Source organism: Bradyrhizobium sp. STM 3561 (assembly GCF_045571455.1).
In the GTDB taxonomy this organism is placed as follows: domain Bacteria; phylum Pseudomonadota; class Alphaproteobacteria; order Rhizobiales; family Xanthobacteraceae; genus Bradyrhizobium; species Bradyrhizobium vignae.
Window position 1 is genome coordinate 4,638,926 of sequence record NZ_CP120695.1, and the last position, 22,017, is coordinate 4,660,942.

The 22,017-nt window shown below is 61.3% G+C and carries 20 protein-coding genes, 1 tRNA gene and 1 pseudogene; 13 read left to right on the plus strand and 9 right to left on the minus strand.

Annotated features, from left to right (window positions below; translation table 11 throughout):
* Positions 1-10: 10 nt before the first annotated feature.
* On the minus strand, positions 11-376 hold the full coding sequence (locus P6U28_RS22050) for an H-NS family nucleoid-associated regulatory protein (RefSeq protein WP_407119880.1): 366 nt from the start codon (positions 374-376) through the stop codon (positions 11-13).
* Positions 377-457: 81 nt separating this feature from the next.
* Between P6U28_RS22050 and P6U28_RS22055 the strand changes: the two genes are divergently transcribed.
* Together P6U28_RS22055 and P6U28_RS22060 are read left to right on the plus strand one after the other, a co-directional pair.
* Complete coding sequence (locus tag P6U28_RS22055; RefSeq protein ID WP_407119882.1) at positions 458-754, plus strand: hypothetical protein; 297 nt, start codon at positions 458-460, stop codon at positions 752-754.
* A gap of 297 nt (positions 755-1,051) precedes the next feature.
* Positions 1,052-1,435 (plus strand): H-NS family nucleoid-associated regulatory protein, encoded by a 384-nt coding sequence (locus tag P6U28_RS22060; RefSeq protein WP_407119884.1) that lies wholly within the window; start codon positions 1,052-1,054, stop codon positions 1,433-1,435.
* A 118-nt stretch (positions 1,436-1,553) separates the two neighbouring features.
* On the opposite strand, the gene P6U28_RS22065 is transcribed toward P6U28_RS22060, so the two are convergent.
* The 3 genes from P6U28_RS22065 to P6U28_RS22075 are packed head-to-tail and all read right to left on the minus strand — an operon-like array spanning position 1,554 to position 4,110.
* Positions 1,554-2,630, minus strand: coding sequence for a nucleotidyltransferase family protein (locus tag P6U28_RS22065; protein WP_407119885.1), 1,077 nt, complete (start codon positions 2,628-2,630; stop codon positions 1,554-1,556).
* Positions 2,617-3,813, minus strand: coding sequence for a serine/threonine protein kinase (locus tag P6U28_RS22070; protein ID WP_407119886.1), 1,197 nt, complete (start codon positions 3,811-3,813; stop codon positions 2,617-2,619). Before P6U28_RS22070 ends, P6U28_RS22065 begins: the two co-directional genes overlap by 14 nt.
* Before the next feature lie 51 nt (positions 3,814-3,864).
* Entirely contained in the window at positions 3,865-4,110 is a 246-nt protein-coding gene (locus P6U28_RS22075) for a hypothetical protein (RefSeq protein WP_407119888.1), read from the minus strand.
* A gap of 693 nt (positions 4,111-4,803) precedes the next feature.
* Here P6U28_RS22075 and P6U28_RS22080 point away from each other — a divergent pair.
* Positions 4,804-5,019 carry a hypothetical protein gene (locus tag P6U28_RS22080; protein WP_122402096.1) on the plus strand — a complete coding sequence of 72 codons (216 nt, stop codon included), beginning with the start codon at positions 4,804-4,806 and terminating at the stop codon, positions 5,017-5,019.
* Between the two features lie 610 nt (positions 5,020-5,629).
* Here P6U28_RS22080 and P6U28_RS22085 read toward each other — a convergent pair.
* The 5 genes from P6U28_RS22085 to P6U28_RS22105 form a co-directional block, all read right to left on the minus strand.
* Positions 5,630-5,705: transfer RNA gene (locus P6U28_RS22085), tRNA-Lys, on the minus strand.
* A gap of 180 nt (positions 5,706-5,885) precedes the next feature.
* Entirely contained in the window at positions 5,886-6,494 is a 609-nt protein-coding gene (locus P6U28_RS22090; protein WP_407119890.1) for a Spy/CpxP family protein refolding chaperone, read from the minus strand.
* Between the two features lie 297 nt (positions 6,495-6,791).
* Positions 6,792-7,796 carry a TRAP transporter substrate-binding protein gene (locus tag P6U28_RS22095; protein ID WP_407119891.1) on the minus strand — a complete coding sequence of 335 codons (1,005 nt, stop codon included), beginning with the start codon at positions 7,794-7,796 and terminating at the stop codon, positions 6,792-6,794.
* Positions 7,797-8,020: 224 nt separating this feature from the next.
* Entirely contained in the window at positions 8,021-9,583 is a 1,563-nt protein-coding gene (locus P6U28_RS22100; protein WP_407119892.1) for a 2-isopropylmalate synthase, read from the minus strand.
* Positions 9,584-10,078: 495 nt separating this feature from the next.
* Positions 10,079-10,348, minus strand: a complete 270-nt coding sequence (locus P6U28_RS22105) for a hypothetical protein (RefSeq protein ID WP_129143958.1) — start codon at positions 10,346-10,348, stop codon at positions 10,079-10,081.
* Between the two features lie 202 nt (positions 10,349-10,550).
* On the opposite strand from P6U28_RS22105, the gene P6U28_RS22110 reads away from it, so the two are divergent.
* From P6U28_RS22110 to P6U28_RS22155, 10 genes and pseudogenes are all read left to right on the plus strand, one after another.
* Complete coding sequence (locus tag P6U28_RS22110; RefSeq protein ID WP_407119894.1) at positions 10,551-10,922, plus strand: toll/interleukin-1 receptor domain-containing protein; 372 nt, start codon at positions 10,551-10,553, stop codon at positions 10,920-10,922.
* Complete coding sequence (locus P6U28_RS22115; protein ID WP_407123097.1) at positions 10,913-13,213, plus strand: hypothetical protein; 2,301 nt, start codon at positions 10,913-10,915, stop codon at positions 13,211-13,213. The genes P6U28_RS22110 and P6U28_RS22115 overlap by 10 nt, the downstream gene beginning before the upstream one ends.
* A 161-nt stretch (positions 13,214-13,374) precedes the next feature.
* Positions 13,375-13,767 (plus strand): annotated as a pseudogene (locus P6U28_RS22120) (SMP-30/gluconolactonase/LRE family protein); the annotation flags it as partial.
* Between the two features lie 98 nt (positions 13,768-13,865).
* Positions 13,866-14,069 carry a hypothetical protein gene (locus P6U28_RS22125; RefSeq protein WP_245509538.1) on the plus strand — a complete coding sequence of 68 codons (204 nt, stop codon included), beginning with the start codon at positions 13,866-13,868 and terminating at the stop codon, positions 14,067-14,069.
* Positions 14,070-14,223: 154 nt separating this feature from the next.
* Complete coding sequence (locus P6U28_RS22130) at positions 14,224-15,468, plus strand: ABC transporter substrate-binding protein (RefSeq protein WP_122402081.1); 1,245 nt, start codon at positions 14,224-14,226, stop codon at positions 15,466-15,468.
* A gap of 103 nt (positions 15,469-15,571) precedes the next feature.
* A complete protein-coding gene (locus tag P6U28_RS22135) occupies positions 15,572-16,447 on the plus strand; it encodes a branched-chain amino acid ABC transporter permease (protein WP_129143961.1) in 876 nt (291 codons plus the stop codon).
* A 1-nt stretch (position 16,448) separates the two neighbouring features.
* Entirely contained in the window at positions 16,449-17,375 is a 927-nt protein-coding gene (locus P6U28_RS22140; protein ID WP_407119896.1) for a branched-chain amino acid ABC transporter permease, read from the plus strand.
* Positions 17,375-18,856, plus strand: a complete 1,482-nt coding sequence (locus P6U28_RS22145; RefSeq protein WP_162500562.1) for an ATP-binding cassette domain-containing protein — start codon at positions 17,375-17,377, stop codon at positions 18,854-18,856. The genes P6U28_RS22140 and P6U28_RS22145 overlap by 1 nt, the downstream gene beginning before the upstream one ends.
* A gap of 41 nt (positions 18,857-18,897) precedes the next feature.
* Entirely contained in the window at positions 18,898-20,136 is a 1,239-nt protein-coding gene (locus P6U28_RS22150; protein WP_407119898.1) for an ABC transporter substrate-binding protein, read from the plus strand.
* 187 nt (positions 20,137-20,323) lie between these two features.
* Positions 20,324-21,634 (plus strand): ABC transporter substrate-binding protein, encoded by a 1,311-nt coding sequence (locus P6U28_RS22155; RefSeq protein ID WP_407119899.1) that lies wholly within the window; start codon positions 20,324-20,326, stop codon positions 21,632-21,634.
* Positions 21,635-22,017: the final 383 nt, after the last annotated feature.

The window sequence follows — 22,017 nt, forward strand, 5'->3', positions numbered from 1 at the left end:
CAGCAAGTTCTCACGCCCGCTGCCGAAGCTTCGGAGCCTCTCCGATGCGAAACTCCTCGATCCGACGGCCGGATTTCATGGCAGCAACCAACCAACGCGGCCGCTTGCCACGTCCCGACCAAGTTTCGGAAGTTTGCGGGTTACGATATTTCGGCAGTACGCGCGGATATTTGCGCCTCTGCTTGCCGTTGGGAGAAATGCGCAACCCGCTTGTTTCGGCTAACGCGGCCATCCCGCCGCCGAGAACCGCCAGACGCTTCTCAAGTTCCTGCTTTTCCGCCTTGATCCGATCCGACAAAATGCCGCTGATCTCCCCATGAAGCGACCATAGATCATCGAGGGACATCGCTTCTAGTTCGAGCTTCTTAGTCGACATGCTAACATCCTGTGGTTGCGTCCATTTAATATAATCCCGGCCTAGTAATCAAGGACCTAGGTCGGGTCGGTGTAAAATACCGTGGAACCGAACGGCAAGTTCGTTGCCCCACATAACTGCGTCGCCGGTTCCAATCAAGACCAAAAAACGGATTATCCGCTCAAATTTAATAGCGCCTGGAGTAACAACACGCGCCCCGCGAGCACCGAGGTACGATTCAAGCGGGGAGTGTCTCATGGGCGCAAGCTCACTCTCCTCGCCGCGCTGGCCAACATGACCGGCGCGCAAGGCCATTTTTCTTCGTTGGCAATCTTCTCAAATCCGGTCGTCGACCCGCCTCAATCGCGCGCTTATAATTGCCATTTCTATCGGGGCTGATGGTCGCAGGTGAATTGGTAACTTCGGCTTGATATCGGCCGAAGGAGGATGGACCGATTGTTCGCCACTTGGCAGCGGACCAGTGGAGCTTCTCTCCGGGCCTTCAGCAAGATTTCCTCGCCCTCGCAATAAATGGATGAAAATAATCCTCGCAATATATATTAAATAATTATACCATTTATTTATTGTCGCGCGAATTTTGAAGTCCAAGCCTTGCTCTCCCTGTCCATGGGCGCGTTATTCGACGCAGCTAATGGACTGGTAGCAAGGGGCCGGTCGAACGGTGCCGAGAATACTATGCGAAGGCAGGATCTCGAAGCCATGGATTTTGAAGAACTTTGGCTCCTCCACGAGGAGCTGACAAAGATTCTGGCTGAAAAGATCACAGCCGAAAAGCGGGAATTGGAAAAGCGCCTGGCGCAACTCAATCAGACGGATCAATTAGGCGCGATGGGGGGCGGGGCGACAGCGGCTGGCTCAAGTCAGGCCCCTCGGCGTAAATACCCGAAGGTCGTTCCGAAATACTTCAACCCACTCAAGCCCACAGAGACCTGGTCTGGGCGCGGCAAACAGCCACGCTGGTTGGTCGCAGCGCTTCAATCGGGGCACACGCTGGAGGAGTTCAGGATCCCCGAGAACGGCGAAGCGCCGAGCCGGAATGCTGGAGGTCACGAGCATTGATGGCGGCGCCCCCCACCGCAAATACCGTCAGGAGCGAAATGCTCCACTCGCTGCGCTCGCAGTCGATTGAAGACGTTAGCCCTGGGGACATGCCGGGCACACCGAAGGCGCTCCCGGTTTAGACCTTCCCTGCGCGCTCGGCGAAGGCCGTCTTCAACAGGAACTGCACGGTGCCCACTTTCGGCAAGGACCACAGTCCACGCGGATGCGCGGCGGCTTGCCGGGCGCCGCGTGCCGCTTTCCGGTAATTTCCGAGATCCAGGGCCATCAATGCGAGGAAGGGAACGCGCGTAGCCGGCAACCGTGCTTGCATCGACTGTCGCATGAACTGCAGGCGAGGGATCAGTCGGGAGCGTAACGCGCGCGGAATATCGACGCCAAGCAGCTCGGCAAGAGCGATCAACTGGGTTTCGACCGCGTTCTTCATCAATTCGCCCGAGACAAGAGCGGCAAGCTTCTCCCAATCGAGAGGCTCGGCGGAATCGTTTAGATCGCGTAATTCTACAAGATGCCGCAGGTCGAGGTCGCCGAGCCAGTACCCATAGTCTTGAAATTGATCATGGATGATCAGGGTGAGCGCCCGGTAGATTGGCTTGGGAATATGCACTCTCCCCGAGCTCAACATGGCCGGGACGCAGTGGCTTAGAGCAAGTCCGGGGCCGCGGTAGAGATACATAGGGCCGGGAGCGGCCTGCTGCAGATCGATGGCTCCGACGTCGCCCGACCGGTTCAAGTCGACACACCATCTCTGGCTTCCGGGGGGCGCCTGATCATGAATTTCATAGCCAATTGCCCGCAGAGCGGCGAGTCCGCGTTCGGTTTCGTTCGGCTGAACCATGATATCAAGATCACACATCAGCCGAACGCCTCGTCGCTCGGCCGGCGTGGTGGCCAGCGTCGCTGCCCCCTTGATCAATATCGGCGTAACTCCCTCGCCATTCATCGCAACCACAGCTTCTTCCAGCTGAGCGAGCAGCCGATCGTTCCGCAGCACGTTTCGGCCGTGGATATGGCGGATGTATGTGCAGACGTCCTCCGGCAGCATCCCTGCATATTTGTCGACATAGTCGATGAGAGCCGGCGTGGTCAGGGTCTGATTTGCGAGCCCGATGACGGACGTCCAGTCTATGTCGACGGGCGGCATGCCTCGCAAGCAATTGCAGAGGCTCGTGAGCGCGCCGCTATGCCTTGCCATTGCACAATTCCATGAGCAAGCGCCGAGCCTCCACGGCCTCGCAGTAGTTGAGTTGAAGTGATCGCGCGCCCGCAACAATCCGCTTTAGAGCGAAAAAACCGGTCTGCGACAATCTTCCGTCAGCAGCAAATGCGTTCTCGATGAGCCGCTTCATCGAATCCAACTGATCTATCGCAGTCAGTTCGGCCGGACCGCCCGCGACCCGGTTCAAGAAGATGATCCAGCCTGCGGAAACGCATTGGTCCTGCGCATCCGCAATGGGTAGGTACCTTACTCGAACGCCGTCGGAGCGGCAATGCGTCGCGTCGTACCGGTCGCCATGTAGTCGCGAGAGCAAGTCCCACGATCCCTCCTTGAGGGTGATCGCAAACGGGATTCCGCAGATCGTTCCGTCAGCGCCGACCAGCGCAACGTCATCGCCGGCGTAGCGAAATCCGGCGTCCACCAGCTGCAGTGTGAGGGTCGACTTTCCGGCTCCCGGTTGACCGCACAACAGCAGGCCCATGCCGTCTTTCACGAGAGAAGCGGCATGAAGGGAGAAGACCCAACGATTGCTTCGAATAAGCCGCTCGGTGACGTGAGCTTTGATTGTAGGAGCCAGTGCTTCGACGTCACATCTGGAGATGCTGGAATCCTCTCTGCGCAAGAGCACCTGCTCGTCCAGCATCATTGCCTCGATCGCGATGTCGCCGTCCCCGCCCTGGTCCGAAACACAAAATGGCGAAAGCAGCCGCCTCAAGAGGTCCCGATTCGCCGCTCGGACGCTTATTCGGTGCCGACCTAGATTAGCCGAGAAGGCGAAATCGGTCGGCATTCGCCAATCGACTTCGAGCAACGCTCGATCGATCCAGACATTTACGACCTGTCGCGTGAACCGGCGTGCCGTGTGCTCGTCAATGCCGAGCTCCGCAAGTCCCTGATAGACGTCTTGCAGAGAGGCGCCTTGCGCCAACTTACACCAAATGAATGCCCCGACCCGGTCGATTTCAAAGATCTTCTGCCCTGCCTCGCTGAACAGCATTGATCGACCGTCGAGCAGCGCAAATACTGCATCCGGGGCCGGTCTCAACACCATCTCTGCCGACGATCTTTCCAGCACGGCTTCAACCAATGTGAACAAATCTGCCTCGCCCTGCACCGGCGAGGCGGCGACAGCGTCCGGGATGCGCTGTTTTGGCGGCACCCGACAAACGGACGGCCGTCGCCTGCGCTTTCGAAATGACAATCCAGTCGGTCATGCCGCAAGCTGACCGTCCTTGCCCCTTTCTTGCGGAGAAATCTTCAACACCTGCTCTCCAATAAGGCTCGCTTTCGCGATCAACCGATGAGCGTCCAAGAGGTACCGATAAGCTTCGCGATCGGCACTCCGCTCTCTCAGAATGCGCTCCTTCTCGCCAATGCTTACCAACTCCGCGCGCATCTGAGCCAATTGCGGTGACTCCGAGGTGAGGTCGTGCCCGTTAAGAATTAATTCCCACATCGTCTCCTCCAGCCGAAGAAACTTCGACCAGTTTAGCTTACGTGATCGGCAGCAATTAACAACGAGATTTATATATTTAGCTTACAATCAAAATTTGTTTCATATTTGAACCTCGCGCGACCATTCAATACCGCGCACAAACCGCAGCACGCACAGAGCCGCCATCGAGGATAGGGCTGCTGAAGCCTACGGGAGAGGCACTGATGGGTTCAGCAATGCATCGCGCCGCGCAAAAAAATAAATCTGCCGAGAGTCGCAAATCAGACCGACAGAGCAAATTTTAATTTGCACATTAAATGCAAACAGAGAATATTAACGAAATACGCAGTTGGGAGTGAAACGAGTGATGCGATTGGCCGATCCGTCCGTCGAGAGGAAGAAAATGGTTTCGTCGCGAGCGGACCATTCCGCACGAAGTCTCAGGCATTTCTACACGACAATTGTCAGGGGCCTTCCAGAAGCTTTCGGTTGAGATCGCAGCACCATTCAGCGTTGCCGCACGAAGCCGGCGGCATCCCAATAAATCGCCAAGCAGGAATCCGGTCGGTTGGAGAAGCGTCGTCACGAGCAAGCTGCCCTTTGCTCGAACAACGACCCCAGGTGCGATGCCCCCCAAGTCACCCGCACCTACGAGAGCGCGCTCCAGCCGACCGGCCCTTTCACTCGACAAATACGTGTTTCAGGGAGGCTCGTATGGGCATGGTCATGGTCAAGTGTCCGCAAACCGGTCGCGCGATTCCCACCGGCATCAAATCCGATCGTGAGACTTTCCTGCGGAGCATCGTGTTCTTCGGCAATACTCGTTGTCCGATCTGTCAGGCCAATCACAACTGGTTCGCCCGCGAGGCCTGGGTCGAAGAGCCAATTGTCCGGACGGCGGAGATCCTTGGAGCGGCTCCCTCGTGCTGAGCCAAATGACGAGTCCGTTTCAGAGAGGCGCCCAAATTCACATTTTCCGATGCACGCATCTTGTTGCAACGCACCAGGATGATGCGCGAAATTGTTTCCGCGTATCGTCGTAAAGCGAACGGACGGCCCGAGCACCCATCGCTTAGACCTCATTGGCACGTCATCACAAATCCGAGCTTCCCGTCACGGATTCGCCAAGGGCCTGTTTGGGGGTGTTTGTAGTGAGTAGTGGGGTTTGCAACCTGGCAGTTCTGCGTCACACAACAATCGAGCTCGTTAGCCTGCTCGCTCAATTGCAGCGGCTCCGGGAGAAAGTTCGAAGGGCGGAGGCGCGGCGCGCCCGAGAAAGACGACGATCAGCGTCGGCGTCGCGCGCGCGAAGGCTCCGAGCAACGAGCTATCGCACGCGAGTGCGCCCGTGACAGCGATCACCTGCGAGCGTCATATTCTTCCGAAGCTCCAAGCGCGACTCGCGCTTGCGTCAGGCATGGCTCGCCTCAGGGCCGTAGCGGTCCGATAAGGCGCCGCAGATATTCCAATTGTACGAAGAAAGGCCACTAACGGTCGGCTGGAACGGCGGCCTTGCCAGTACCTAAGCTATTGAAAAGCTTGGTGGGCGCACCAGGGCTCGAACCTGGGACCCGCTGATTAAGAGTCAGCTGCTCTACCAACTGAGCTATGCGCCCGAAAGGCGGTCAATGCCTTGCGAGGCCGGTCGTTTAGCAAAGCGATCCGGGGATGGCAAGCGATCGGGCGCAAGTTTTCCAAGGGGTTCAGCAAGGCTTCGTCCGCAGCTCCGGAAATGCGAAAAGCCGCTGGATTCCAGCGGCTTCGCCAGGGGTAACGGACACAGAAACCGGCCCCGCTCAGAGCCGGCCCTCGCGGTCCCGCCCCTCGCCGCCGTCGCGGTCGAACCGGTCATGATGGAAGTGCTCCATGCCCCTCTCCATCATCCGGTCCATGCCCCGTTCCATGAAGTGCCGGGGCGGGCCATCCTCCCCGCCGCCGAATGGGCCGCGGTGACGGGTCAGCACGGCGAGGCGCCGTTTCTGGCCCTCGTCCAGGGTCTTGTAGAGCGGATCGGCGGCATCGGCGATCTTCTTCAGGGCGGCGGAACTGGCGCCCATGTCCTCGGCGCGCTGGCGCAGACGGGCAATCGGATCGTCCGGCCTGTCGGTATCCCTCGACGTGTCACCTGGGCCGGCATTCATCCGCGCATTGGCGCGATCGATCCGCAGTTTGGCGAAGTCGCGCACCGCGGCCTCGACGGGCGGCCACAGCTTCTCCTGGTCGGCGTTGAGCCTCAAGCCGGCATGGACGGCGGCAATCCGCGCATCGACGAAGGCGGCGCGGTCCTCGGGGTTCATGCGCATGTGGCGGACGTGCTCCATCCACGGGCGATGATATTGGGCATAGACCGCGCCCGAGCCGGCAATGCTGAGCACGGCGATGGCGGCGATGGTGAACTTCTTCATCCGGACCTCCTCTGGAAGGATGCCCGCGAGGATGAGCGCGAGGAGGCTGACGCGCAACTTACAACTTGGACAGAGAGCGCGTTTCTAAAGCATGATCCGGAAAAGTGCGAAGCGGTTTTCCGGGAAGATCATGCGTAAACAACAAGCTAAAGCGCGATGACGATTCATCCAAATCTCATCGCGCTTTAGGCAGATGCAACGGCCGTGAATGTCCGTTCAGATGCAAACTGAAATGATTTGCAACACATCGGGCTTCCGTGCGGTGCGCGGAAGCCCTTCGTTGATCCTCTGTTCAGGTCAGTTCGTCGTGCTCTTTGCTTCCTTCAGGAACTCGTCGATCAGCCCCTGGCCGACGCGGCCCGCGGCATCCTTATAGACCGGCTCCATCGCCTTGCGCATCGCTTCGTCCTGATCGGCGGTGAGCTTGATGATCTCGCTCTTGCCGTTCTTCTTGATCTCGGCCAGCGCGCCGTCGTTCTCCTTCTGCGACTGCGCGTTGTTGAAGTCGGTCGCTTCCTTCATCGCCTTGGACAGCTGGCCGCGGATGTCGGCCGGCAGATCGTCCCAGAACTTCTTGTTCACGATCACGACGTAGCCGATGTAGCCGTGATTGGTCTCAGTGATGTACTTCTGCACCTCGTGCATCTTCTGGGTATAGATGTTCGACCAGGTGTTCTCCTGGCCGTCGACCACGCCGGTCTGGAGCGCCTGATAGACTTCCGAGAACGCCATCACCTGCGGCAGAGAGCCGAGCGCCTTGAACTGGGCCTGCAGCACACGCGAGGACTGGATGCGGAATTTGACGCCCTGGTAGTCGGCCGGCGTGATCAACTTCTTGTTGGCGCTCATCTGCTTGAAGCCGTTGTCCCAATAGGCGAGGCCGGTGATGCCCTTGGGTTCGAGCAGCTTGAGCAGCTTTGCTCCGAGGGGCCCTTCCGTCACCTTCCGCAGCGTCTTCAGGTCGGGCAGGATGTAGGGCAGATCGAACACCTCGAACTCGCGGATGCCGAGCGGACCGAACTTGGAGTTGGACGGTGCCAGCATCTGCACACTGCCGAGCTGCAGCGCCTCGAGCTCTTCCTTGTCCTTGTAGAGCGTCGAGTTCGGGTAGACCTCGACCTTGACCTTGCCGCCGGTGTATTTCTCGGCGAGCTCCTTGAATTTCTCCGCGCCCTTGCCCTTCGGCGTGTCGGTGGCGACGACGTGACTGAATTTGATGATGATCGGCGATTGCGCCAGTGCCGGCCCGGTCAAACCGAGGGCCAGGACCGCGATGGACGCGGCGATCGCGAAGGTGCGCATAGTCTCTCCCTGTTGTTTTTTGGGCCGCCCGGCGCGTAGGCGGCCAATCCTTGCTCCGGCTGCATCAATAGCGGCTGGGAGATGGAGCCGCTATTGGCCCTTAGCAGGGCAGCTATTCGCCACCACAATCGGCGTCATTCCGGGATGGTCCGAAGGACCAGACCCGGAATCTCGAGATTCCGGGTTCGCCTTCGAGGCGCCCCGGAATGACACGCTGACGCGCCTCAGCTCGCCGCGGCCGTCGTCACCGTATCGCGCTGGCGCTTCATGACGATCTTGTTGAGCGCGCCGAGATAGGCCTTGGCCGAGGCCACCAGCGTATCCGGATCCGCCGCGCGCGCTGTCATCGAGCGACCGTCCTGCGACAGCCGCACCGAGACTTCCGCCTGGGCGTCGGTGCCTTCGGTGACGGCGTGGACCTGGTACAGCTCGAGCTTGGCCTCGTGCGGCACCAGGCGCTTGATGCAGTTGAACACCGCGTCCACCGGACCGTTGCCCTCGGCTTCCTCGATCCTGATCTGGCCATCGACGTCGAGCTTCATGGTGGCGCGCTGCGGACCATGGGTGCCCGCGATCACCGTCAGCGAAGTCAGCTTGATGCGGTCGTGCGATGCCGCCATCTCCTCGTCCACCAGCGCCTCGATGTCCTCGTCGTAAATGTCCTTCTTGCGGTCGGCGAGCGCCTTCATCCTGTTGAACGCGTCTTCCAGCTGGTTCGGACCGAGCTTGTAGCCCATCTCCTCCAGCTTGTGCACGAAGGCATGGCGGCCGGAATGCTTGCCGAGCACCAGCGAGGACTGCTTCAGGCCGACCATCTCGGGGCGCATGATCTCGTAGGTGGAAGCGTCCTTCAGCACGCCGTCCTGATGGATGCCGCTCTCATGCGCGAAGGCATTCCGGCCCACGATGGCCTTGTTGTACTGGACCGGAAACGAGGTCGCCGCCGACACCAGCTTCGAGGCGCGGGTGAGCTGGGTGGTGTCGATCTTGTTCCAGTAGGGGAATTTGTCGTTACGGACGTTGATCGCCATCACGATCTCTTCGAGCGCAGCGTTGCCGGCGCGCTCGCCGATGCCGTTGATGGTGCACTCGACCTGGCGCGCACCGCCGGTGATGCCGGCCAGCGAGTTCGCCACCGCCATGCCGAGGTCGTTATGGCAGTGCACGGAGAACACGGCCTTGTCCGAATTCGGCACGCGCTCGATCAGCGTCTTCATGAAGTGGGTGTATTCCTCCGGCACCGTGTAGCCGACGGTGTCGGGGATGTTCACCGTGGTGGCGCCGGCCTTGATCACGGCCTCGACGATGCGGCACAAAAAGTCCATCTCGCTGCGGGTGCCGTCCTCGGCGGACCATTCGACGTCGTCGATCTGGTTGCGGGCGCGCGCGACCATGGCGACCGAGGTCTCGATCACCTGCTCCGGGGTCTTGTTCAGCTTCACCCGCATATGCAACGGTGAGGTCGCGATCACGGTGTGGACGCGGCCGCGTTTTGCAAATTTCACCGCCTCGGCGCAGCGGTCGATATCGGCCGGATGCGCGCGCGACAGGCCGGCGATCACCGAATTCTTGGAGCGGCGGGCGATTTCGCTGACCGCCTGGAAGTCGCCTTCGGAGGTGATCGGAAAGCCGGCCTCGATGACGTCGACGCCCATATCGTCCAGCAATTCGGCAACTTCGAGCTTCTCCTCGAAGGTCATGGTGGCACCGGGGCACTGCTCGCCGTCGCGCAGCGTGGTGTCGAAAATGATGACGCGGTCCTTCTCGGACTTGTTCTGGGTGGCCATTCCTAAATTTCCTTTTGAGCGTTTGCGCCGTTCAGACCGGTTTGGTCCCTTGGCGCTTGAGGTGTCCGGTGATCTCGACCAACCCCTGAGCGCCCAGGCGCGTGGCGCCCAGCCGGCCCTCAGGGGCAAGTAAGAAGAAGGCCGCCAATAAGGAGGGTGGGCAGCGACGCGGCCGGGATCGTGGCGGCGGCCAGAGCCACCTCCCCCGAAATCCCATCGATTTGGCCGCGAATCAGCATTGCCGGACCCTTTTGAGCCACAAATCCTCGGCCAAAACCGTTGACGGTTGGTTGCCAGGGGGCTCAGTGCGTTCCGTTTCTAGACGAGAAATGGCTGCAACTGCAACGCCAAAAGATGGTCAGCATACGTGACCTAACGGTCGATGATAGCCGCACAGAGGGCGTCGCCCGCATGGGAGCGAAGCGCGATGCGGGAGCATTGTCCTGGATTTTGCTTGCCGCTCCATCCAGGCTGCCAGATTTGCGAGGGAGACGCCTATCCCGTGCCGGTGCGGCGGGCGCGGGCCCTGTTTTCCCAGCGGTTCAGCATCTGACCGAGCTCGCCGGTGACCGCGGGTGCAGCCGTCCTGGCGTTCGTGATCTCGTTGGTGTTGGCCGGTGCGTTGGCTGAGAGCCAATCGGGCTCCGTGTACTCGCGCCAGCGGCGCGCCTCCGCCCGCCTTTTCCGGGAGACGTGATCCCGCGTGAAATAGCCCGCCGCAAATGCGATCGCGAGAAGGATGACCAAGACGACAACCTGCACAATGAGCTCCGGCTTTATCCCCGTTCAGCGCCCTCCAACCCCAACGCATTCGAAGGTGACGAAATTGCGACCCACGATCGCGCAGCGGTTTTGATTCCGCCCCTCGCAACCGACACCGGACCAGACTAACCTTCCGCTGCGGCCGGGCATGCGCGGGTGACCTGGAAAAGTCCTCCTCGGAACGAGGACCGTAAGGCTGGGATGAATGGGCAATATCTTCATCAGTCACTCGAGCAGCGATGGTGACCGGGCTAGGGAGGTTTTGGACTGGCTGACAGCGAATGGCTGGGACGATGTCTTTCTCGATCTTGACCCAGAACGTGGCATCGGGGCTGGCCAGCGTTGGAAAGATGCGCTTCAGAAGGCTGCGCAGAGGTGCGAGGTGGTGCTTGCGCTCATCTCCAACCAATGGCTTGCCTCGCGTTGGTGCCGGGCGGAGATCGACACCGCCCGTCTGATGGGTAAGAAGATCATCATCGCTCTGATCGGGGCCGACAAGTCGGACGTGCCGCTCGACCTCACCGACGAGCAATCGATCTCAATGCTGGTGCTCATGAATACAAGCGCCTGGCGCTAGGGCTAAAGCTTGCTGGGCTCGATCCATCGACTTTCGAGCTTCAGCCCGGACGCCGCCCTTATCCCGGGTTTGCGTATTTTGATGAGCAGGATGCGGCGATCTTCTTCGGGCGCGATGGGCAGATCGTGCGCGCGCTCGACAGAATGCGTGTCATTGCGCGGGTCGGTGTCGATCGCATGCTCGTGATTCTCGGAGCATCGGGATCAGGAAAGTCGTCGTTTCTGCGTGCTGGACTTCTACCGCGCCTCAATCGAGACGACCGGACCTGGTTGCCGCTTCCTACGATCCGACCGGAGCGTGCCGCTATCTCGGGCGATTTCGGACTTGCACAGGCCCTCCTGAGCAAGATCAGCGAGGAACGATTTGCCGGAGAATTCCGCAAGCGCGGCCTGCCGCGCAGCCGCGCCGCTATTCAGGAATTCATCGAGACGGACGAAGCCGGTCTTCTCAAGCTTTTTGACGCATTGCGGGACATCGCGCATCAACCTGATTTGTATGGCACGAACGCGTTGCCACCGACCATCGTTCTCGCCATTGATCAAGGTGAGGAGCTGTTTGGAGAGGATGGCCGCGCGGAAGCCAAGCGCTTCATCGACATCCTGACCCGAACGCTGACGTCCGATTCCGCTCATGCCTTAGCGCTGGTCGCCATGCGCTCGGACGCACTTCCCCGCCTGCAGGCGGAGGCGAAGTTCGCCGAGTTTCCGAAGGACACTTTTCCTCTGGAAGCCATGTTGGAGAGCTCATACCGCGCGGTGATCGAAGGGCCGGCAAGGCTGCTCGAGCCAAAGCCCCTCAAGCTTGATCCGAGGCTGACCGATGAATTGCTGAGGGACGTGTCCGGCCAGGATGCGCTGCCGCTTCTCGCTTTCACGCTTGCGCACCTTTACGAAAATTACAGCGCCGACAACGAACTCAATCTGGTCGATTACGAAACGCTCGGCCACCTCAGGGGCGTCATAGCAACGGTTGTGAAGGGAGCCTTTGCCGACGGAGTCGCAAGGGGTGAACTACCGAAGGACGAGAACGATCAATTGATGCTGTGGCGGGAGGCCTTCATACCTCATCTGGTGCAGGTCAACGACGCGGGGCAGTTCGTCCGACGCGTGGCCAAACGTGACGATCTTCCGCCCAGGACGTTGCCCCTCATCGATCGGTTTGCAGAACGCCGCTTGCTGATCAGGGATCGACGGACGGATGCGGGAGCCGAGGTCGAAGTTATCGAGGTCGCACACGAAGCGCTCCTGCGACAGCCGCCGCTCAGTAAATTGCTGGCAGAAGACCGGGAGTTCATGATCTGGCGGCAGCGGCTGGGTCGCATGTTCGAACTATTCACAGCCAATGAGAGGGGCCTGTTGGTCGGCCGCGAACTTCAGCGGGCCCGGGAATGGCTGCAAGCGCGTCCAGACGCAAATTTGCCGGCACCAGAGCGAGCATTCATTGCCGACAGTATCACCGAGTCCGAAAAACAATTGGCTGCGCAGGCAGAGCGAGAACGTAGAGATCAGGAAGACCAGCTCGAGAAGGCGCAGGCGCGCACGCGACTGCGCCGCCAAGGCATCGCATTGGCGGTGGCAGCGCTTCTCGTGCTCGTCGTCGGCGGAGGCTGGATGTATGCCTATGTCCAACAACGCGAAGCCAATGCACAGCGAACCCTCGCGGAGAATGCCAGGGCTGACGCGGAGAGGCAAAGGGCACTTGCGGACCAACAAAGGATCATCGCGGAGCGCCTCGCGGCACAAAATGCCGTGCTGCTCGAAATGCTTCAGCTCTTCGTGACCAGCTCAATTCCGCCAGATATAGAGGCTCAGGTCGAAAGCGCAACTAAAACGCTATTGGCTGGGCGCAAGCGATATGAAGATGTCGGCAATAAGCTGAACGTGCCTTGGTATTTTATAGGCATCTTGCATGGTGTTGAGAGTAATTTCGATTTCGGAAGACACCTGCACAACGGAGATCCACTGACTGCGAGAACGGTGCATGTGCCCGCAGGCCGCCCGCGCAGCGGCAATCCACCTTTTTCATGGGAGGAAAGTGCGACTGACTATCTTGAGCTGGGCGGATTCACGAAGTCGACCAGCTGGAGGCGGGCGAAATGCTGTACCAGTTGGAAAAAAGCAACGGCCTCGGCTACCGCAAACATAAAATCAATTCACCATTTCTCTGGGCGTGCACGAATCACTACACCAAGGGAAAGTTCGTGGGCGATCACGTTTTCGATCCTGAAGCGGCCGTCAAGTACTGCGGCGCCGCGCCCATTCTCAAGAAATTGGTCGAACAGGGGCTGGTGAAGTTCGACTGATCTGTCCGTTCGTGATCGAAGCAAGCGTAGTATGGGCTCGCGCCACGGCTCCCGGATGGTGGACCACGCGTCCGGCGACAATAAGTATGGCGCTGCGACACGCATTGTACCGCGCGAAGAATTGGCTCGCCGCCCTCGCAACTGGCCGCAAAGCTCTACATTGCCTCTACCGGCAAAGGGCCGGGCGACACCGGTCCCGGCGGCAAGGGCGAGATCTTCGTGTTCGATGTCGGCAGCGACAACAAGCTCTCCAATCTCACGAAGTTCAGCGATTGCGTGATCGACGGCGTGAAGTGCGGACCGGATGGCCTGCGCTGCGACGTCAATGGCAATATCTGGGCCTCCAGCAATGCCGGCCGCGCGGTCGGCTACAATGGCGTGACGGTGTGGTCGCCGGAAGGCAAGCTGCTCGGCCGCATCCGCCTGCCGGAAGTGTGCGGCAACATCACCTTCGGTGGACCCAAGCGCAACCGCCTGTTCGTGGCCGCGAGCCAGTCACCGTATGCGGTGTTTACGGCGACGCAGGGCGCAGGTCCGGGCTGAGCGATGCAAGCTCCAGTACGACGAGGCGCCGGCCTTCCTCGCCGGCGCCAAATTGACTTGATGTTCCTTCGGCGCCTGCGCATTTCGAGGAACAAGCCATGCGCATCGTGATCTGTGGCGGCGTGATCGGCGCTTGCACCGCTGAGTTCCTGGGCCGCCACGACATCGATGTCGTTGTCGTCGAGCGGACCGAGGTCGCCGCCGCCTCCGGCTTCGTTGCTTCCGATGGCGTCCGCCTCGGAATGCACCACCTGATGCTCACGCATGCCCCTCGACGGAATCTGCATGCCTGCGTGCGATGAGGGTCCCGCAGGTATCCTGCCCGCAATTGCGCAGCGCTAGACTTTAGTCCTCTCCCACGATCCTGAACGCAGTTTCACTTGCCGAGAAGGTCTCGGCCGGTATAGTCGCGGCCCAATGGCTCACAAGAGGCCTGTTCAAGGGAGAGAACAACATATGAAAAAACCACTCTCTATTGCATTGCGAATACCGCTCGCTGCGGCCGCGGTCGGTGCGCTGATCACGGTGTCAGGCGCAGCGCTTGCAGCGGATCCGATCCGAATCGGCGTGATCGCGGAAGCGCAGGCGATCGCGGGCGCATCGATCCCGCAGGCGGCGCAACTTGCAGCGGACGAGATCAACGCACGCGGCGGCGTCGACGGCCGCAAGATCGAGATCGTCTCTTACGACAACCACTCCTCTTCGGCAGACTCGGTGCGCGCGTTCCAGCGCGCGGTGAACGAGGACAAGGTCAACGCGGTCATCGCGAGCTACATCAGCGAGGTGGTCCTGGCGCTGGAGCCCTGGGCCTCACGGCTGAAGACGCCGTTCGTCACACCGGGCGCGGCGTCCAACGAGATCAGTAAGAGCGTCCATGCCGACTACGAGAAGAACAAATATACCTTCCACGGCTACCTGACCTCCGCGGCGCTGGCGCTGTCGGTCTGCGACGCCGCCAAGGATCTGCTCGTGGACAAGATGCACATGAAGTCGGCTGTCATCATGAGCGAAGATGCCGCGTGGACCAAGCCGCTCGACGTCGGTTACGAGGAATGCCTGCCCAAGATCGGGCTGAAGGTGCTCGATCACATTCGCTTCTCACCTGACACCACCGACTTCACGCCGATCTTCAACAAGATCGAGGGCGCCAGGCCCGACGTGATCATCACCGGCATCTCGCACGTGGGCGTGCAGCCGACGGTGCAGTGGAAGAACCAGCAGGTGCCGATCCCGATGTTCGGCATCTCCTCGCAGGCGACCAACGAGACCTTCGGCAAGGACACCAACCAGGCCGCGGAAGGCGTGCTCTACCAGGGCGTCTCCGGTCCCGGCGTGGCGGTGACACCGAAGTCGGTGCCGTTCGCGGAGAACTTCAGGAAGAAGTTCGGCAACTTTCCGTCCTATGCCGGCTACACCGCCTATGACGAGGTCTACTACATCGCAGACGCAGTGAAGCGCGCCGGCTCGACCGACGCCGACAAGCTGGTCACCGCGCTGGAGAAGACCGACTGGGAAGGCACGATCGGCCGGGTCCAGTTCTACGGCAAGGACGATCCGTTCACCCACTCGCTCAAATACGGCAAGGGCCTGATCACCGGCCTGATGCTCCAGTGGCAGGACGGCAAGCAGGTTGCGGTCTGGCCCAAGGAGGTCGCCAAAGCCGACGTCAAGTTTCCGAGCTTCATCAAGCTCGGCAATTAGGCAGGGACATGCTCCCGGGATCACCTCCCGGGAGCTTCCATTTGCGACCCTCGCAGCACCTTCCCTCAAAGCGGCAGTTTGACTGCCACGCGGCCAATCATCAATGCGAGTTTTCCAGATTCTGATAGATGGCTTTGCCATCAGCGCTCTCTACGCTCTCGGCGCCACCGGCTTCACGCTGATCTTCGGCGTCTCCGGCGTCCTCAACCTCTCCCATGGCGCCATCATGGTGGCGGCCGCGGTGGCGGCCTGGGCTGCCGCGAGCATCCTCGGCGTCGGCACCTATGCCGGCGCGCTGATCGGTGTGGGCGTTGCGCTCCTGACCGCCTTTGCTACTTACTTTGCGGTGGTGAAACCGATCCAGGATTCCCGGCGCATCCCGAACGAGGAAAAGGAGATCTTCGTCCTCACCGGCACGCTGCTGTGGGGCATCATGATCCAGGAGCTGATCGCCTACTTCTTCACCAACAACGCCAAAACCGTGCTGCCGATCGTCGAGGGCGTGGTCGAGATTCTCGGCGTCCGCACGCCGACGAACGAGATCTTCACCGCGATCGTATGCTGCCTCGTCATCGCGCTGTTGTGGCTCCTGGTGAACCGTACCCGGATCGGCAAGGCGGTGCTGGCGGCCTCGATGAACCCTCGCGGCGTCACCCTGCTCGGGTTCGAGCTCACCAACATCTACATCGTGGTGTGGGCGATCTACGGCACCCTCGCCGGCATCGCCGGCGTGCTGCTCGGGATGTTCTTGGGCGTCAGCTCCTACAGCGTCGGACCGCTGACGGCGAGCGCGTTCTCGATCGTCGTGCTCGGCGGCCTCGGCAGCGTCTCCGGCTCACTGATCGCGGCCTTCGTGGTCGGCTATCTCGAAACCTTCACGGCCTATCTGGTCTCGCCGGCCTACCGCACCATTCCGGCGCTGCTGCTGCTCGTCATCGTGATGTACATCCGGCCCCAGGGCCTGCTGGGGAGGCGCTGAGATGCCCACATTCTTCACCTCGCGCCTGTTCTTCGTCTCGCTGGCGCTCGTCATCATCGGTGCAACGCTGCCGCTCTACGTCTCCGGCTATGTGCTCGGACTTCTCACCGTCGCCTTCTATTTCGGTGTGTTCGCGATGGCCTGGGACCTCCTGTTCGGCTTCGCCGGCGAAGTCAATTTCGGGCCGACCTTCCTGATCGGCGTCGGCGCCTACACCGCCGGCATTCTCAACAACCAGTTCGGCTGGTCGGTCTATCTCTGCATCGTGCTGGGGGCCCTCGCCTCCGTCATCGCCGGCCTCGTGCTGGCACTCCCGGCGCTCAGAGTGCGCGGACCGTATTTCGGCCTGACCACGCTGGTCGCAGTGCTGATGCTGCAGAACTTCATCGTGGTGTTCGCCGATCTCACCGGCGGCGAGATCGGGCTCACCATCCCCGATGTCATCAGCATCAATGCCGGCGCCAACTATTGGATCGCGCTCGGCTTCATGACGATCTCGGCGGCAATCCTCTATGGCCTGTCGCAATCGCCTGTTGGACTCGTGCTGCAAGCCAGCGGCCAGGACCCGGTGCAGGCCGGCGCGCTCGGCTTCAACATCGTCAAGCACAAGCTCTTCGCCTTCGTCGTCAGCGCCTTCTTCTCCGGTCTGTCAGGCGCGCTGCTCGTGTTCTACTTCGGCACGGCCTCGGTCGGCACCGTCGTCGACGTCGCTGTCGGCGTCAACGTGATCGTCTCGGCCGTGCTCGGTGGGCGGCGCACCGTGCTTGGCGCGGCGCTGGGCGCGATCTTCCTGATCGTCGCCGGCGAATTCCTAAGACCGACAGGCGAGCTTGCGACTTTCATCGTCTCGGCGGTCGCCCTCCTCGTCGTGCTTTTCTTCCCCGGCGGCTTCCTCGGAGCGGCCCTCTCGCGTGAGGCACGTTCGTGATGGATATGAGACTATCAAACAGGGCCGTGCTCGAGGTCCGCGGCCTGACCAAGCGCTTCGGCGGCCTGACCGCCGTGAAGAATCTCGGCTTCGAGGTCAACGCCGGCGAGATCTTCGGCCTGATCGGGCCGAACGGCTCGGGCAAATCGACCGCGATGAAGAGCGTGATGGGCATCGAGCGTCCGACCGCGGGCGAAGTGATCTTCGAGGGCGAGAACGTCGCCGGTCTGCCCGCGCACAAGATCGCGCGCAAAGGCTTCGGCATGGTGTTTCAGCATTCGCGGCCGCTGAACCGGCAAACCGTGCTGGAGAACATCATGGTAGCGCTGCTGCCGGACAGCCTCTTCATGCTGTTTCCCGACAAGGCGCTGGTCGAGCACGCCAAGTGGATCGCGGACCGCGTCGGACTCGGCGCAGTCATGAACCGTCGCCCGCCGACACTGCCCTTCGCCGATCTGCGCCGACTCGAGCTTGCCAAGGCGATCGCCCGCGACCCCAAGGTGGTGCTGGTCGATGAGCCATTCGCCGGTCTGACGCGCGCCGAGGTCGACGTCTTCTCCGACCTGATCCGCAGCTTTCGCGACGAGGGCCGCGCGGTGATGCTGGTCGATCACAACGTCAAGAGCGTCGCCGCCCTCGTCGATCGTGTGCTCGCGATGTATCTCGGTGAGGAGATCGTCACCGGCAAGGCCGACGATGTGATGCGCAACGAAACCGTGCGGCGGGTCTATCTCGGCGGCGCCATCGAGACCCATGCGCGGCCGGAGACCAGCTTCAAGGACAAGGTCCCGCTGCTCCAGGTCGAGAATGTCAGCGTTTTCTATGGCAAGGCACAGGCGCTGGAGAACGTCTCGATCCACGTCCACGAGGGCGAGTTCGTGTCGATCGTCGGTCTCAACGGTGCCGGCAAGACGACGCTGTTCAACACCATCTCCGGCTTCTTGCCCTATAGCGGCGAGATCCTGCGCGGGGGCGAAAAGCTGCGCGGCACGAGCCCGGCGAAAATCGCGCGCAGCGGTCTCGTGCAATGCCCGGAATCGCGCGAGCTGTTCGGCGAGATGACGGTGCGGGAGAATCTCGACCTCGGCGGCCAGCATCTGTCCGACGACAAGCGCGCCGCGCAGCTCGCATGGCTGTTCGAGCTGTTCCCGATCCTGAAAGAGCGTCAAGGCCAGCTCGCGCAGACCCTGTCGGGCGGCGAGCAGCAGATGCTGGCGATCGGCCGCGCGCTGATGATGCAGCCGCAGATCCTGATCCTGGACGAACCGACGCTCGGCCTTGCCCCCGTCATCCTCGAACAATTGTCCAGGGCACTCGAAAAGCTGCGTCAGACCACCTCTATCACCGTGCTGCTCGGCGAGCAGAACGTGACGTTCGCTCTTCCGCATGCCGACCGTGTCTATGTGCTCGAACATGCGCGGATCGTCTGGGAGGGCGATCCCGGCCGTTTCGCCAGCGAAGCCGGCGCCGATTTTCTGTAAGTCCACGAGCATCGACAAGAAGCATAGAAAGGGAAACGACCATGCGACCATCGACGATCTTGAACCGCAGCCTGCTCGCCTCGGCGCTGGCGTTGTGCCTCGCTGCTCCCGCTTACGCGCAGTCGAACGATCCGATCAAGATCGGCGTCATCGCCGAGGTGCAGGCGATCGCGGGCGCGGCGACTCCCGGCGGCGCACAGATCGCCGCCGACGAGATCAACGCCAAGGGTGGCGTGCTCGGCCGCAAGGTCGAGATCGTCACCTACGACAACAAGAGCTCGTCGGCGGACTCGGTGCGCGCCTTCCAGCGCGCGGTGAGCGAGGACAAGGTGTCAGCAGTGATCGCAAGCTACATCAGCGAGGTCGTGCTGGCGCTCGAGCCCTGGGCGGCGCGGCTGAAGATGCCGCTGATCACACCGGGCGCCGCGTCGAACGAGATCACAAAGGCGATCCACAACGATTACGAGAAGAACAAGTACACCTTCCACGGCTATCTGACCTCGGCGGCGCAAGCTCAGCTCGTCTGCGACGCGGCCAAGGATCTCTTGGTCGAGAAGCTCAAGTTCAAGACCGTCGCGATCATGAGCGAGGACGCTGCCTGGACCAAGCCGCTCGACGTCGGCTACGAGGCCTGCCTGCCGAAGGCCGGTCTCAACGTGGTCGAGCACGTCCGCTTCTCCCCTGACACCACCGACTTCACGCCGATCTTCAACAACATCGAGAGCAAGAAGCCGGACGTGATCGTCACCGGCATTTCCCATGTCGGCGTGCAACCGACGGTGCAGTGGAAGAACCAGCAGGTGCCGATCCCGATGTTCGGCATCAGCGCGCAGGCCCTGAGCCCGACCTTCTGGAAGGACACCAATGGCGCGGCCGACGGCGTGCCGTCGCTGGCGGTCGCGACACCCGAGGTCGCCGTGACCTCCAAGACGAAGCCGTTCGCGGCGGCTTTCAAGGCCAAGTTCGGCACCCCACCGGCCTATACCGGCTACACCGCCTATGACGAGGTCTACATCATCACCGACGCGATCAAGCGGGCCGGGTCGACCGACCCCGACAAGATGGTCGCCGAGCTCGAGAAAACCGATTACGAAGGCACGATCGGCAAGATCCAGTTCTACGGCAAGAACGACGAGTTCACCCACGGCATCAAATCCGGCCCCGGCTTCGTGACGGGCCTGGTCTTCCAGTGGCAGGACGGCAAGCAGGTCGTGGTCTGGCCCGACAAGATCGCCGAAGGCAAGATGAAGTTTCCGAACTTCGTGAAGCTGTCGCAGTAATTGGCTCACGCCCGCATCAGGCCCATCGCTCCGACGGGAGCGGTGGGCTTTTCGCTGTCTTTCGCAGGTGCGTTGTGCCGCCGCCGGCGCCTATCGACCTTGGGCGCTGTTGACTTTCAATCGTCGGGCTCCCCATACTTCGCAAAAAACAACAACCAATCATAAGACGGTTTTGAGGGAGGATAGGATGCCGACTTCACGCAGGCAGCTGCTGAAGACATCGGCGGCTGCCGCCGCCGCACTCAGCCTCGATTGGACCAGGGCCCAGGCGCAAGCCGAGACCTTGCGCATCGGCCTGATCTACGACCTCACTGGCCCGTTCGCCGCCGGCGGCTCGGTCGCCTCGGCAATCGGCGCGCAGATCGCGATCGATCTCGTCAACGAGAAGGGCGGTATCGGCGGCAAGACCAAGGTTGTTCCGGTCGCCGCGGATTCCCAGAGCAAGCCCGACGTTGCGATCAACGAGGCCGAACGCCTGATCAACCAGGAGAAGATCGACGTTCTCAACGGCGTCTATGCGAGCTCGCATGCGGTGCCACTCGCGGCCAAGGTCGAGCAGCAGAAGAAGATCCTCTGGATCACGACTGCGGTCTCGACCGCCGTGTTCAAGGACAAGAACCTGCAATACGTGTTTCGCGCGCAGATCCATTCGGATCAGTACGGGCAGGCGTTTGCAAGCTTCATCACCGAACATGCGAAAGCCAAGCTCGGCATGGACCCGAAGGAGGTCAAGGTCGCGTTGATCCACGAGGACGGCCCCTATGGCGTCGGCGTTGCCTCTGCCGACGAGGCCTATGCCAAGCAGGCCGGCATCCAGGTCGTGCTGCGCGAGGGCTATTCGGCCTCGGCGCCGGACCTGTCGGTGCTCGTCACCAAGATCAAGCGTGCCAAGGCCGACGTGATCTCGCATGCCGGCTACAACCCTGACATCACCTTGTTCCTGCGTCAGGCGCGCGAGAGCGGATTGCGCTTCAAGATGCTGTTCGGGGCCGGCGCCGGCTACAGCCAGCTCGACAAGCTGCGCGCCACCTTCGGCGCCGACATCGACAATTTCTGCAACATCGATCCGGTGCCGGCGCAGCTGCTCGATCCTGCCAAGCTCGCGCCCGGCATGGGCGATCTGATCAACGCGATGGTGACGCGCTACAAGGCCAAGACCGGCGCCACCGACGTGCCGCCGCACTGCTCTATGGGCTTCAACCAGACCTGGGTTCTGCTCAACAACGTGCTGCCGGTCGCCAAGGAGAAGTATGGCAGCTTCGACCCCGAAGCCATTCGCAAGGCGGCGCTCGACGTCGACATTCCCGCCGGCGGCACCATCCAGGGCTATGGCGTGAAATTCTTCCCGCCGGGCACCCCGCTCTCCGGCCAGAACGAACGCTCGACACCGGTGGTGATGCAGAACGCCGGGGAGCACATCTCGGTGGTGTGGCCGACCAACATCAGAACGCAGGACCCGGTGTTCCCGCTTCCGAAAGGCTCGACCTACGGGGCGTAGCCGCCGCGCTGACGGTGCACCTCTCCCCTTGTTGTGGTCTTGCTGTGGGAGAGGGGGCCCGACGCGCGAGCGGCGCGCCGGGTGAGGGATCTGTCTCCGCGAGTGAACCTCTCACATGTGAAATTCGGAGAAAGTGGCCCCCTCATCCGGCGCCGTAGCCGAAGCTTCGCTTCGGCATTCTTAAGAACGGCGGAAGGCCGCCTTGCCACCTTCTCCCCACAAAAGGAGAAGGATCCGCAGCCGTGCACGCGGCCAACCAATCGCTGCTGCAACGAACCCCCCGCCGCGCTGGAGACGTTGCAGCCGATGGCGCTTGCATCCAGTGGTAGTTATTTTCGCGCTGTGGTTGGATATTCGATCGCGCCGCCACGCCCTGAAGTTGT

Coding starts and splice junctions, on each gene's coding strand:
- P6U28_RS22050 (WP_407119880.1), bottom strand. CDS start 376: ATGTCGACTAAGAAGCTCGAACTAGAAGCGATGTCCCTCGATGATCTA.
- P6U28_RS22060 (WP_407119884.1), top strand. CDS start 1,052: ATGCGAAGGCAGGATCTCGAAGCCATGGATTTTGAAGAACTTTGGCTC.
- P6U28_RS22065 (WP_407119885.1), bottom strand. CDS start 2,630: ATGGCAAGGCATAGCGGCGCGCTCACGAGCCTCTGCAATTGCTTGCGA.
- P6U28_RS22075 (WP_407119888.1), bottom strand. CDS start 4,110: ATGTGGGAATTAATTCTTAACGGGCACGACCTCACCTCGGAGTCACCG.
- P6U28_RS22080 (WP_122402096.1), top strand. CDS start 4,804: ATGGGCATGGTCATGGTCAAGTGTCCGCAAACCGGTCGCGCGATTCCC.
- P6U28_RS22090 (WP_407119890.1), bottom strand. CDS start 6,494: ATGAAGAAGTTCACCATCGCCGCCATCGCCGTGCTCAGCATTGCCGGC.
- P6U28_RS22095 (WP_407119891.1), bottom strand. CDS start 7,796: ATGCGCACCTTCGCGATCGCCGCGTCCATCGCGGTCCTGGCCCTCGGT.
- P6U28_RS22100 (WP_407119892.1), bottom strand. CDS start 9,583: ATGGCCACCCAGAACAAGTCCGAGAAGGACCGCGTCATCATTTTCGAC.
- P6U28_RS22110 (WP_407119894.1), top strand. CDS start 10,551: ATGGGCAATATCTTCATCAGTCACTCGAGCAGCGATGGTGACCGGGCT.
- P6U28_RS22125 (WP_245509538.1), top strand. CDS start 13,866: ATGCGCATCGTGATCTGTGGCGGCGTGATCGGCGCTTGCACCGCTGAG.
- P6U28_RS22130 (WP_122402081.1), top strand. CDS start 14,224: ATGAAAAAACCACTCTCTATTGCATTGCGAATACCGCTCGCTGCGGCC.
- P6U28_RS22135 (WP_129143961.1), top strand. CDS start 15,572: ATGCGAGTTTTCCAGATTCTGATAGATGGCTTTGCCATCAGCGCTCTC.
- P6U28_RS22140 (WP_407119896.1), top strand. CDS start 16,449: ATGCCCACATTCTTCACCTCGCGCCTGTTCTTCGTCTCGCTGGCGCTC.
- P6U28_RS22145 (WP_162500562.1), top strand. CDS start 17,375: ATGGATATGAGACTATCAAACAGGGCCGTGCTCGAGGTCCGCGGCCTG.
- P6U28_RS22150 (WP_407119898.1), top strand. CDS start 18,898: ATGCGACCATCGACGATCTTGAACCGCAGCCTGCTCGCCTCGGCGCTG.
- P6U28_RS22155 (WP_407119899.1), top strand. CDS start 20,324: ATGCCGACTTCACGCAGGCAGCTGCTGAAGACATCGGCGGCTGCCGCC.